At 42.5% G+C, this 13141-nt stretch carries 8 protein-coding genes; 3 read left to right on the top strand and 5 right to left on the bottom strand.

The window, feature by feature from the left end; genetic code table 11:
• Window positions 1–10: 10 nt before the first annotated feature.
• Window positions 11–1642: a diflavin oxidoreductase gene (locus BY457_RS13530; RefSeq protein ID WP_181256484.1), complete on the top strand. Its 1632-nt coding sequence runs from the start codon at window positions 11–13 to the stop codon at window positions 1640–1642.
• A 67-nt stretch (window positions 1643–1709) separates the two neighbouring features.
• Here BY457_RS13530 and BY457_RS13525 read toward each other — a convergent pair whose 3' ends face one another.
• The 5 genes from BY457_RS13525 to BY457_RS13505 form a co-directional block, all read right to left on the bottom strand.
• On the bottom strand, window positions 1710–3260 hold the full coding sequence (locus BY457_RS13525; RefSeq protein ID WP_106153855.1) for a RagB/SusD family nutrient uptake outer membrane protein: 1551 nt from the start codon (window positions 3258–3260) through the stop codon (window positions 1710–1712).
• A 19-nt stretch (window positions 3261–3279) separates the two neighbouring features.
• Window positions 3280–6357, bottom strand: a complete 3078-nt coding sequence (locus tag BY457_RS13520; RefSeq protein WP_106153854.1) for a SusC/RagA family TonB-linked outer membrane protein — start codon at window positions 6355–6357, stop codon at window positions 3280–3282.
• Window positions 6358–6485: 128 nt separating this feature from the next.
• A complete protein-coding gene (locus tag BY457_RS13515) occupies window positions 6486–8918 on the bottom strand; it encodes a GH36-type glycosyl hydrolase domain-containing protein (RefSeq protein ID WP_106153853.1) in 2433 nt (810 codons plus the stop codon).
• A 47-nt stretch (window positions 8919–8965) separates the two neighbouring features.
• The gene (locus tag BY457_RS13510; RefSeq protein ID WP_106153852.1) at window positions 8966–10579 is read right to left on the bottom strand and encodes an MFS transporter; all 1614 of its coding nucleotides are present in this window, start codon (window positions 10577–10579) and stop codon (window positions 8966–8968) included.
• A gap of 9 nt (window positions 10580–10588) precedes the next feature.
• Complete coding sequence (locus BY457_RS13505; RefSeq protein ID WP_106153851.1) at window positions 10589–11329, bottom strand: NUDIX hydrolase; 741 nt, start codon at window positions 11327–11329, stop codon at window positions 10589–10591.
• A gap of 898 nt (window positions 11330–12227) precedes the next feature.
• Between BY457_RS13505 and BY457_RS13495 the strand changes: the two genes are divergently transcribed.
• Both BY457_RS13495 and BY457_RS13490 read left to right on the top strand, forming a co-directional pair.
• A complete protein-coding gene (locus BY457_RS13495; RefSeq protein ID WP_106153850.1) occupies window positions 12228–12788 on the top strand; it encodes a cob(I)yrinic acid a,c-diamide adenosyltransferase in 561 nt (186 codons plus the stop codon).
• A gap of 81 nt (window positions 12789–12869) precedes the next feature.
• A complete protein-coding gene (locus BY457_RS13490; RefSeq protein WP_010425069.1) occupies window positions 12870–13091 on the top strand; it encodes a DUF2795 domain-containing protein in 222 nt (73 codons plus the stop codon).
• Window positions 13092–13141: the final 50 nt, after the last annotated feature.

Genomic DNA, 13141 nt, shown 5'->3' with positions numbered 1-13141 from the left:
AACTTACATGATGATCAAAACCAAAATAACGAGTCTGTTCCAAAAGGGGCAAAAAAACGCTCCGGCCGATGTAACCATCCTTTATGGAAGCAAGTCTGGGAATGCAAGGTTTGTGGCAGAAGAGACAGCAAGATACCTCAGTAGTCAAAACATCACTACTGATGTGCAAAACATGAAGCGGTTTACGCCTGAGAAAATGGGCTCCATCAACTATTTGTTCATCGTAGTCAGCACTCATGGTGAAGGAGATCCCCCACCTTCAGCTGTTTCTTTCTATGAGCAGTTAATGGCATCGGACCTTTCCCTTCGCCACCTGTCCTACTCAATATGTGCATTGGGAGATTCCGAATATGAGTTTTTCTGTCAGGCAGGCAAGAACATCGAGCGAAAACTAAATGCCCTGGGAGCGCAACCACTCGTCGAGAGAGCTGATTGTGACACCGAATTTAGGGATACTGCCCTTCACTGGATTCAGACAAGCTATCTTCATTACCTGAAGAGAAACAATCCCAAAGAGGTACCAATTGAACCAAATCAACTTTCAACCGTCTCACCAACCGGGGAGAAAGTTCAGTTGTACACAGGAATCATCGAAAGCAGACACCGGCTTAACCCGGACTCAAAGGATGAAATATACCACATCGTGGTGGCCGCCTCCTCCGAAAATATAAAATATCATCCTGGCGATTGTATTTCAGTGGTTCCGATGAATCCCGGAATAATGGTAGATGACTTACTGCATCTTTCACAATTCCAATGGAATCAATCAGTAAAGTACCACGAAAAAAATGAAAGTCTCGGCGATTTGCTGCAATCAAGACTTGAAATCACCTCTTTATCACAAAGATCAATCAGAGAATATAATGAGGTTACATGCAACCAACAGCTTGCATCGCTGCTTAAGCAAAAAAAAAGACTGAAGGATTATATCCGGAACAACAACCTGCTTAATCTGCTGATTGATTTTCCGGGAAAGCTATCTCCTGATGAGTTGGTTACTGTTGCCGGAAAGATAAAACCACGTTATTATTCCATCGCCTCCAGCCAGATGGTAACTCCCGGACAAATCCATCTTACAGTAAAACAGATCAGCTATCAGAGCCAAAGTAAAACCTATTACGGAGCCTGTTCATCTCACCTGAGTCAATTTCTCAAAACCGGGTCAGAAATTCAGTTCAGAGTCATTCCCAATGAAAATTTCAGACTGCCCCATAAAACGGATCGGCCCATTATCATGATTGCCTCAGGAACGGGAATTGCTCCATTCATTGGTTTTTTGCAAGAGCGAAACCTTAGTGCCTCTACTCAAAACTGGCTCATTTTTGGGGAGAAAAACCGAAAGCAGAATTTTCTCTATGGAGAATACCTCACAAAACTGAAAAAGAAAGGTATCCTTGCTCATCTGGATCTTGCGTTCTCCAGAGATCAAAACCAGAAAGTTTATGTTCAGGATAAAATCAAAGAAAAAACAGATGATATCAAAACCTGGCTAAATCAGGGAGCGGCAATTTATGTCTGCGGATCTGTAAAAATGGGAGAAGGCGTAAGAGCAGCATTCAATTTGTTGGGCGAAAAACCTGAAGATGCCTCTTTCACCAATAATCTGGAGGAACAGGAACGTTATTTTGAGGATCTGTATTAAATAAAAAAAGCCGGCTGATTGCTCAGCCGGCCCTGTTTTCATATAGGCTGGTTCTTAGAGTTAACGATTAGAAACCGGGATTCTGATCTTCCTGTTCTATCTCATTATTAGCTGAAATTTCTGATTGAGGTATCGGAAAATGTTCGTGTTTCCCGGCAACAAAACCATCTGCAGACAGAACATCTGCAGCATCCCCCCAGCGAACCAAATCCCAAAAACGACTGCCTTCAAAAGCCAACTCCAATTGTCTTTCACTCTTTATTGCTTCACGAAGAGCATCTTTCCCCATCTCAGGCAACTCATCCAACCCGGCACGTTCCCGTACTTTATTGAGCTCGATCAATGCCTTAGCAGGCTCATTATCCTCATTGTAAGCCTCCGCGGCCATTAGCAAAACATCCGCATAACGGATTAATCTCCAGTTAGTAGTAAAATTCAATTCTTTTACTGCGGCAGAGGGATTACTCTCACTGGCATGTGTCGAATATTTTATTCGAATATACTTATCATAATCATGAAAGTCATCCTCTGTTTCTCCGGTTATTTCGCCCCCGGCAGCCAAAAAATCCTCTTCACTCAGCAAAGATCCTCTGTAGCGGGGACCATCGTCTCCCATTTGCTCAAAAGCCTTTCCAATATTCTCACCGGGCAAATTAAAACCCCATCCACCGATAAGACCTATTGCACCCACATTTCCAAAAAGATCACCACGTGGCCCCATCAATACAATATGCACATTAGACTCATGCAGACCCGGGCTCCATGGGAAGTTACCCCAGTCATACCCTTCCTGAGATGTGTACAAGATCTCAAAAACTGACTCAGATCCAAGTTCTGCAACCTCTTTCCACACATCACCAAAGTCCTCTTCCAGATCATATACCTCCCCTTCAGTAGCAATCACTTCACTCAGTACTGCATGTGCAAGCGGCCACTTTTCCTGGTAGAGATAAACTTTACCCAGCATAGCCTGAGCAGCCCCCTTGGATATCCGGAACCTTTCATTCGCCGGCAACGCAGTTTTTATAGGCAACACATCAATAGCCTCTTTCAGATCATTCTCTATTTCCACATAAACATCTGATTTTGGTGTTCGTGCCCTATGAATATTCTCCATAGTAGTCGGTTCAGTAGTATATGGAACATCTCCATACATGGTAACCAGTTCAAAATAGTTCCAGGCTCTTATAGCCTTTGCTTCTGCAACTATATGTTCCTTATATTCATTATCAGCCTCCAATCGGGCAAGCAGGATATTACAATGATTAATGGTTTTATAGAAACCTTCCCAGATGGCTGTAGTGACAGTATTATCAGCCTCATTCACATAGTCATCAATATTCTGATATGGTAGCTGATCACTGGCAAAAGAACCGGCATTCACGTCATCAGCCGGAAGATTTTTAGCAAAAAAAGCACTATTCCAGTCTCTTCCATAGTTCCACTGCATCAAATCGTAAGCACCAATCAAGACTGAAAATGCTTCTTCATTGTTTTCGGGATAATTTTCATTTTCCCATTTTCCGGCCGGATCGACCTTAAGAAAATCATCACTGCATGCCGTTGTCAGAAGAATCAATAAGACCGGCAGCCATATAAACAATATATTTCGTTTCATAATTAACTGATTTTAAGAATTAAAACTTAACAGACAGTCCAAACATCGTTTTGCGGGGAATTGGGTAAACACCACGATCTACCCCCTGACTCTGACTATTGGTACTACCAGCCTCGGGATCGAGACCTTTGTAATCAGTTACTGTAAAGTAATCATCCAAAGAAATAAAAACCCTGGCTTTAGAAAGTCCTAAAGAATTGATAAGGTTTTCGGGAAGTGAATACCCAAACTGTAACTGTTTAATCCTCATATAGGAACCATCCTGAACCATCAAATCGCTACGATAAATATACTCACTGGTTCCATTTGCCCTGGGCATAGAAGCATTTCTATTTGATGGCGTCCAACGATCAGTAAAGAAATATTTGGGTTTATTACTGGTGGCACGATCAGGACGATACCAGGCCGTATAAATGTCATTCCCCTTTGATCCCTGCAGGAATAATTTAAAATCAAAACCTTTATAATCCACATTGATATTTGCTCCATAAAGGAAATCAGGGTGAGGATCTCCAATTTTTGTCAGATCTGCGGAAGTAATTTCTCCATCTCCACTCACATCTACCACATTAGGCATGCCTGTCTCCGCATTGATTCCATCAGTCTTGTACCCGTTAAAATACCAGATAGGCTCGCCTTCTTCAAACCAGGTAAGGTTATATCCCCGAACATTAGCTCCGGCAATAGGGGCATCCTGATCCAGACGAGTTACCTCGTTCTTCAGAGTAGAAAGATTGGCATTAACCGAGAGGTTTAAATCCCCAAATTGATTATTGTATCCCAACTCGAATTCAAAACCCGAGTTTGAAACATCACCACCATTAACATAAGGGACACTAACACCCCCGGATAAGGGTAACATGGCCAGAACAATCAAATCTTTGGTTGTTTTATCGTAATAATCAACCGAGAGATTCACTTTTCGATTAATCATTCTCATATCTATCCCGAAAGCCATCTGCTCGGTACGCTCCCACTTCAGGTCTTCATTAACGAGCTTATCAACCTGGCTACCTGAAAAGTATCCATCTTCAGATGCCGTAGGATAGAACAATCCTGAAGCAGTCCATAACTCTTTATCTGCAGTGCCGGCCAGAATTGAAGTACTACCATTCTGTCCCCAACTTCCACGAAGTTTAAAATAGTCAATAAAACCGTCACCCCAGAAATCCTCTTCAGAGACAATCCAACCCAATGATGCAGCCGGAAAGATTGCGGCTTTATCATCTTCTGAGAATACACTGGCAGCATCTCGTCTTACCGAACCTTGAAACATATAGCGTCCCAAATAATTATAAGAAAACCGCCCAAAAACCGAATTCATTGTTTCTTCCAGTAAGTCTCCACCTACCACATCCTGTTTGCGTGAAGTCGCATAATCGTGGTAAGCAAACTGATCTCCCTCACGTGCCATGGGGCCGGAATAGAGATACCAACTGGGATGTAACCTCTTTTCAGCAGAGTAACCTACCAATACGGAAAAATCATGATCATTTACACGCTTCTCAAAAGTCGCAAAGTTTTCCCACAACCAATTAAAATATCTATCCAGGTTATCACTCATCGTGTTGGTTCCATTTTGGCTCTCAGATGAGAAATAGTACTTCTTATTCCATTGATGATAATAATCATACGTCAAATCCAACCCCAACCGGGAGGTAATAGTCAATCCTTCTATTGGAGTTATATTCGCAAATAAAGTACCTAACAACTTATCAATTGTATTCTTGTTATTGTAGGTGAGCATTTTTGCCACGGGATTTCCAATCTCTCCCGACACATTTAAAGGCAATGCATAATAACGTCCCTGCTCGTCTGTTAGTAATGTATTACCCGCATCCAGCGCCTCTTGCTCTATTGAAGTTTCCTGACCTATTTCATAACGAACAGGAGTCGTTGGATCAATCAATAACGCATTGTTTAAAACACCGCGATACTCATCATCCTCTCCCACAGTACTTCTGTTGGAATGAGAATAAGTCAATGTATTTCCAACTTTCAACCAATCTTTAATCTTATGATCTGAATTGAATCGAAAAGAAAGCCGTTCATAAGAAGCTTTATCGCCCCCAACAACACCATCCTGTTGGTTGTATGATACGGAAGCCAGGTAGGCTGATTTCTCGCCCCCACCGGAAAAACTTAAATGATGTCTTTGCATCGGGGCAGATTCAAATATTTCATCAAGCCAGTCCGTACCTGTTCCTACTCCTGATGGAACAGTTACGGAAGCACCCTGTTCCTCCATATACTGTGCATATTCCTGAGCATTCATCAACTCCATCTTGGTATCAACACTCTGAATAGCATACTGCATATCATAAGAAATAACACCTTTTCCTGCACGCCCGGTTTTAGTAGTTATAATTACAACACCATTACCACCTTCTGATCCATAAATTGCGGAAGAAGCGGCATCCTTCAGAACTTCAATAGACTCGATGTCTCCAGGCTCAATATTCTCAATTCCTGAAACTTTCATCCCATCTACAATATACAAAGGTTCGGATGTCTGATTGGAATTGGTACCGCGAATACGAACCTGTGCACCTGCCCCCGGGGATCCAGAAGTAGGCATAACGGTAACACCAGCAGTGCGCCCCTGCATCGCTTGTTCGACACCTGTATTGGATGTTGACTCTAAAGCTTCAGCGTCCACACTTGAAATAGCGCCTGTAACCAGAGATTTTTGTTGAACGCCATAGCCTACTACAATTACCTCATCCAGGTCAGAAGTTTCCTCATCCAAAGTCACATCAATGGTAGATTGGTCTCCAACAAGGACTTCTTTTGTGGTAAAGCCAATAAAGCTGAATTGAAGAACATCTTCCCCTGAGGCCTGGAGTTCGTAGTTACCATCCACATCGGTAATGGTACCTTGCATGGTACCTTTGATAACTACGTTCACCCCGGGGAGGGGGCCGTTTTGAGTATCGGTCACCGTACCGTTGACCGTTTTAGCATCTTGTGCCAACGCGACGGAGGCACTTAAAAATGTCGCCATAAGAGCGATCGCAATACCGGTAAGTGTCTTTCTCCCACCGGATTTGACCTTTTTTAACAGGTCGCCTTCTAAAAAAGACCGAATCTTTTTCATAAATTTGCCGTTTTACAGGTTTTAACAATAGTTAGAACTAATCTCTGGGGTGATCATTCGGTCCAACGCCAATTTTTCCGAATGACATCCCTTTTTTATTTACTCCATTATAATCATAAGCTTTTTTTTTATCCCATTTCTACCAATACATCGTGTTCTTTTCCGTCGAAAACGGAAACCACATTGCCCCTCACCTCATTTCCATCCACAGTCATTCTTGCAACCCCTTTGCTTACAGAACCCGTGTTAACCACTTTTATATTAAAAGTAGTTCCTCTCAGCCTTCTTTTCACAGAAAAGCCTTTCCAGTCGGCTGGAATACATGGGTCAACCACCAATCCGTCATAATCGGGACGAATTCCCAGAATATAGCGGGTAATGGCATAATAGTTCCAGGCTGCAGTTCCTGTGAGCCAGCTGTTTTTGGCTTCACCCGGTTTTGCTGCATCTTTCCCGGCCACCATTTGAGCATATACATAAGGTTCGGTACGATGCAATTCGGAAATCTCCTCCAGATAAGCCGGACAAATTTTCTTGTAATACTCCCAGGCTCTTTCGCCCCGACCGATATTGGTCTCTCCAATCATTATCCAGGGATTGTTGTGGCAGAAAATCCCTGCGTTCTCCTTGTATCCGGCAGGATAAGTAGATATCTCACCGTACTCAATCACATATTTTGTAAAAGCGGGGTTGTTCAATACAATGCCATATTTTGAGTCGAGTTTTTCTTTTACTGAATCCAAAGCTTTTTTAACCATGCCCTCTTCTTTACCTACTTCGGCCATAGCACACCAACCCTGAGATTCAATAAATATTTTTCCCTCTTCATTCTCGTTGCTTCCCACTTTGTTGCCATAAAAATCGTATGCCCTCAGATACCATTCACCGTCCCAGCCGTGTTTTTTGATGGCTTCCACCATGTTGTCCACGTGCTTTTGAGCCTCATCAGCTTCGGCATCTTTACCAATCTGACGACAGAGCTTCACATATTCCCCTCCATAGACTACAAAAAGGCCGGCAATCATCAATGACTCTGCAGTTCCGCCCGATTTATTTTCAGTGGTCTGAAACGACTCATTGGGATCTTTCGAGAAACAGTTCAGGTTCAGACAATCGTTCCAGTCAGCCCGCCCGATAAGCGGCAATCCATGGGGCCCCAGGTGATTTACCACATGGTAAAAAGAAACCTTCAGGTGGTCGAAATGACTTTTGGCCACCGACAGATCATTGTCGAAAGGCACCAATTCATCAAGAATACCATAATCACCTGTTTCTTTGATGTATTCGGCGGTGGAAAGAATCAGCCACAAAGGATCGTCGTTGAAGTTGCCACCGATGGCATCATTTCCACGCTTGGTAAGAGGCTGATACTGGTGATATGCACCACCATCCTGAAACTGGGTAGAGGCAATATCAATAATCCGCTCCCTGGCCCTTTCGGGAATCTGATGTACAAAACCAATCAGATCCTGATTGGAATCCCGGAATCCCATTCCACGTCCGATACCCACTTCAAAAAAAGAGGCTGAACGAGACATATTAAAGGTAACCATACACTGATACTGATTCCAGATATTCACCATACGGTCCAGCTTCTCATCACCACTATCCAAAACGAATCCATCGAGCAGATTGTCCCAGTATTTCTTCAGCTCATCAAAAGCAGCATTGACTTTTTCAACGGTATCAAACCTGGCTATCACTTCCTTTGCCGGTTTTTTATTGATGATATTTTTGGCTTCCCACTTTTCCTCCTCTTTATTTTCGATATATCCCAAAAGAAACACCAACTCTTTACTCTCACCCGGTGCCAGCTCGATCTCAAAATAATGAGAGGCGATGGGAGACCATCCATGAGCCTTTGAATTTCGGGGTTTCCCATCCAGCACTGCTTGAGGACCTGAAAATTCGTTGTAAAGCCCAACAAAACTTTCCCGGTCGGTATCAAAACCCTGTACCGGCTCATTTACATGGTAAAATGCATAGTGATTGCGACGCTCTTTGTATTCCGTTTTATGGTATATCGTTGAATCATCAATTTCAACTTCTCCGGTGTTCAGATTACGCTGCAGGTTATTTTGATCATCTTCCGCATTCCACAAGCACCACTCCTGAAAAGAAAAAAGTTTAAAAGTTTTCTTTTCTCCGGTTTTATTGGTCAGCTTCATTTTTTGAACTTCGCACCATGACTTCAGGGGCACAAAAAACAATACTTCTGCTTCCAGCCCGTCCTTTTCACCTGTAATCTTGGTATAGCTCAGTCCATGGCGACATTCATAATTGTCCAACGTTGTTTTTACCGGTTTCCAACCCGGCGACCACACGGTACCTCCGTCATTGATATAAAAGTAACGTCCCCCGTTATCCATGGGCACATTGTTGTACCGGTAGCGTGTCAACCTCCGAAACTTGGCATCCTTGTAAAAAGAATAGCCTCCCGCTGTATTAGATATCAGGGAAAAGAAATCTTCATTTCCCAGATAATTAATCCATGGCCAGGGGGTTTCAGGAGTATTGATCACATACTCTCTCCGCTCATCATCAAAAAATCCAAACTTCATAATGTTCTTCGTAAAATATATAGTATCTAATAGTTAATGTGTTTTTGTTAAGCATGTTCGGCAGCTCTTCGTGCATTCAGTTCTGTCGTTATTTCATCCAAAGCATCCTGATCAAGCGGATAGAATCGCATCAATACAGCAGCAATAACTGCAATCACGGCTGGAATCCAACTCATCAGCATTATGATACCCGGCACTGCCCCCTGAATCGCCACAGCATTTTGTCCGTCGTAATGGAAGAAAGCCAGGACTGCGCCAATGATGGCACCTGCCAGACCACCTCCAAATTTGGTGGCAAAAGATCCGGCCGAATAAACCAGTCCGGTGGCTCTGCGGCCATTCTTAAATTCAGAATAGTCGGCAGCATCACCCAGCATGGCAAAAAACAAGGTGGGAAATATGGCTGCACCAAATTCAGATATGATACCGATGGCAAATATGGCGGTGGTATCTTCCGGATCACAGAAAGCAATCAGGGCATTCACACCACCCGAAAACAGCAGGGCATAGATAAACAGTTTTCTTTTACCCAGTCGGCGTCCAAGTGGCGAAGTTGCCATGGCTCCAAGAATGGAAGCAATCATCAGCATCACCATATAAGACCCTGCCAGCAACTGATCGTGCAGATAATGGGTGAAATAAATGACTGTGATTCCTTGTTTTATGGAATTGTAAACATTAAACAACAAGCCAATTATCAAAAGAATCAGCCAGGGCTTATTTTTTACCAGATCCTTCAGATCCTTCAACAGATTAGTCTCCTGAGTTTTTGGGGGAAGCACTCGCTCTTTGGTAGCTGCAAAAGTGATGAACAATGAAATCACCAGCACAATGGACATCAGAAAAATAGACTTGCTGTATCCCTGTTTCTGATCAACAATGCGAATTTTGGCGGCTTCCAATTCCGGTTCTCCTTCCACAATAAACGCGTAATCTTTGTTGGCCTCCATTGAGAAACTTTTTCCTTTGGTAGGAATATTTGAACTATCCGCCAGTGTTGCATCCGCCCAGCTAAAAAGCGCCACTCCGTCTTCAGTTTTGATGTTTACGTTTTCCACATTCTCAGGGGTGGAAACAACCACTTCATACTTCTGATTCTCGATTTGCGCTACTTCGATGGACGGGTTGATATTTCCAAAGTGTGCAACCAACAGCAGCAGTGCTCCCTGAACCAGCATCCCTCCGGCAAAAGCTCCCACCATGCGATAAGACCCGATACTGGTGCGTTCCTTGTCATCGCCGGTCATCACCGCCATCAGCGCCCCGTAAGGAACATTATTGGCGGTATAAATGAGGGTAAATAAGATATAGGTAGAATAGGCATAAACGATTTTGCCGGTATCACTTAGATCAGGGGTGGTAAACAACATAGAAAGAATGACTCCCAGGGGAACTGCTGTCCAGAGAATCCAGGGCCGGAACTTTCCGTATTTCGAGTTGGTGCGGTCACCCACAATTCCCATCAACACATCACTGATGCCGTCGCTGGAACGGGCAATCAACATCAACAAACCAACAGCCGCGGGATTAAGCCCGAAAACATCGGTATAAAAAACAATCAGAAAAGTGGCCACCCCTCTCCAAGCTATATTGGCTGCAGCATCTCCCAGGGCATAACCAACTTTCTCTTTAAAACTTAATTTCTGAATGATATTGGACATGGGTTCCTGTTAAATATTAAAATCAAAAACTTCTTTCCGGGTCTTTTCATAAACTTCCCGACTGAACATGTACAAGCGTGCAGGTTTATGGGCCACCCCTTTTTGTTTTTCATCCAAAGGTATGAGGTACTTCATGCGTGCTATTTTTTTTCGGAAATTCCGCTTATCCAACTCAACTCCCAGCACCACCTCATACAATTTTTGTAATTGTGAAAGGGTAAACTTTTCGGGCAACAGTTCAAACCCGATAGGCTCATAAAGCAATTCTCTGCGCAGGGCTTGCAAGGCAGATTGCAAAATGGTGTAATGATCAAAAGCCAGATCGGTCACTTCAGCCACCGGATACCATTTTACGTTTCGGCCTTTCCACTTCAGGGTCACCTTTTCGGTGGCAAGGAGTGAATAGTACCCCACCGACAAAATTCGACTGTGCGGATCTCTTCCACTGGCTCTGAGCCATGCCTGATCATTAGGCTTTAGTAATCGTTCGGTATCTCCAAATGCACCAAACTGTTTCAGGTAGATATTCTCGAGGCCGGTAAGATCAAAAAGGATCCGGGCAGCAGCATCCTCAAGACTTTCATCTTCAAAAATGTGATTACCCGTCAATGTAAGATCAGAAAACAACTCTTTCCCTGTTTTTTCATCCACCAAAACACGGTCCACCAATAAAACATTGAGTTTCTCAAAATCAAAACCGAATATTACGCAGTCAACGGATATCGTATTATTTAGCACCTTTTTCATCATGTTTTACCGAACCATTTTAGAATTAAAAAAATATTAGTAATTTCATCAGTAAATAATTTATCTAAGTTATTGGTCTGATGGAAATCGCATGGTCGATTGTTTACATTCTCTTTTGAGGCAATCGTTGCCATGCTCGTTTCATCAAAGAACCATCCTGTTTAGTGTTGAAAAAACACTTTGATTTTGCTTCGCTAAATTAAAAAGGAATCCGTTAACTGCAAAGAAGAAAAAAGTATTTTAATTCCTTAAAATATATTTATTGTAACTTCAACACTTAGATGTATTGATAATTCTTGCCTCCAGTGAATAGCCGACTTTGAAAAAGAATGCAATTTATATTCATTCTAAATAACAAAGCGTCTCTGCATTGAAGAAAATAAAAGGCAGAAGGCAGAAGAGGATTTTGAGAAACACTATTCGTAGATGAAACTTTTAGGATCGAAACTAACCTGCATTATTCACAAATAATCTATTCCGATGTCCAAATATCTGCAAAATCCAACCGTCCTCAATAAAATGGATTTGAAAATAATCCATTATTTCCTGCATCCATTTTATCTGCGGGTGATTGTATTTCTTGATATTTGAACATCTCATAACGATAATTCATGAATAAAGCAGGCTAAATAGTGCCTGTCCATAAACTAAGCAAAATTTATTTCTGGTCATGTGTTTGTCAAGAAAGTGCCAGTTACAAAGCCTGCCCCGATTTTTCTTCGGGGGCTTGCGAAGCCCGAAAATTCGCAGTTTACTTGAGTAAATGAGTAATTTTCGGGCAAGCGTAACGCAGTAAATGGCACTTTATGGACAAACACTTCTAAATAAGGTTAAAATCTCCATTGAAATAATCCTTATCGACCTATCTTTGTTACCCTACAAAACCAAAAACAATTAACGAATGGCAAAAAGTCAGGTATATACCAAAACAGGAGACAAAGGAAAGACAAGTTTGATTGGGGGAACACGAGTGGACAAACACCATTACCGACTGGAAGCATACGGCACGGTGGATGAACTCAATGCAAACATCGGGATGATTCGCTCCTGGCCCAATGAAGAATCCATCAACAACGTCATACTACACATTCAGGATCAGTTGTTTATGATTGGCGCCTACCTCGCCACCGATGATGCCGTATCGGATTTAAGATCCAGATTGAACTCCGACGAAGCTGAAATCACCTTACTGGAAACAGAAATGGATAAAATGGAGGAGACACTTCCCCCGCTGAAAAATTTTATTCTTCCCGGAGGCCATCCGGCGGCAACATACGCACACATTGCACGAACCGTCTGTCGAAGAGCCGAAAGAAGAGTCAATGAAATGGCGGAAAAGACAGAGGTAGCCACATGGGTCATAAGGTATCTCAACAGATTATCGGATTATTTCTTCGTGTTATCCAGATATTTATCCAATTTTTACGAGAATAATGAAATTCCATGGAGTCCAAAGTTGTAAGATTGTTTTTTTTTTCTAATTTCGCAGAAAATCAGCAATAGTAAAAAACAAAATATTATTAAGAGTTAAACTGTTAACGATATGTATTGGACTCTTGAATTAGCTTCTAAACTTGAGGATGCTCCGTGGCCTGCCACTAAAGATGAGTTGATTGACTTTGCCATCCGGTCGGGTGCGCCGCTTGAAGTAATTGAAAACCTTCAGGAAATTGAAGATGAAGGTGAAGTGTATGAAAGTATTGAAGATATCTGGCCGGATTATCCGAGCAAAGATGACTTCTTCTTTAATGAAGATGAATACTAAATACCGCAACTGAAGGTGTAAAAAACAAACAAGGGGTTCCAATAGAACCC

This window comes from Marinilabilia salmonicolor, assembly GCF_003003035.1.
Lineage (GTDB): Bacteria > Bacteroidota > Bacteroidia > Bacteroidales > Marinilabiliaceae > Marinilabilia > Marinilabilia salmonicolor_A.
This window is presented reverse-complemented; position numbering and strand designations above follow the sequence as displayed.

Coding starts and splice junctions, on each gene's coding strand:
- BY457_RS13495 (WP_106153850.1), top strand. CDS start 12,228: ATGGCAAAAAGTCAGGTATATACCAAAACAGGAGACAAAGGAAAGACA.
- BY457_RS13520 (WP_106153854.1), bottom strand. CDS start 6,357: ATGAAAAAGATTCGGTCTTTTTTAGAAGGCGACCTGTTAAAAAAGGTC.
- BY457_RS13525 (WP_106153855.1), bottom strand. CDS start 3,260: ATGAAACGAAATATATTGTTTATATGGCTGCCGGTCTTATTGATTCTT.
- BY457_RS13515 (WP_106153853.1), bottom strand. CDS start 8,918: ATGAAGTTTGGATTTTTTGATGATGAGCGGAGAGAGTATGTGATCAAT.
- BY457_RS13505 (WP_106153851.1), bottom strand. CDS start 11,329: ATGATGAAAAAGGTGCTAAATAATACGATATCCGTTGACTGCGTAATA.
- BY457_RS13510 (WP_106153852.1), bottom strand. CDS start 10,579: ATGTCCAATATCATTCAGAAATTAAGTTTTAAAGAGAAAGTTGGTTAT.
- BY457_RS13530 (WP_181256484.1), top strand. CDS start 11: ATGATCAAAACCAAAATAACGAGTCTGTTCCAAAAGGGGCAAAAAAAC.
- BY457_RS13490 (WP_010425069.1), top strand. CDS start 12,870: ATGTATTGGACTCTTGAATTAGCTTCTAAACTTGAGGATGCTCCGTGG.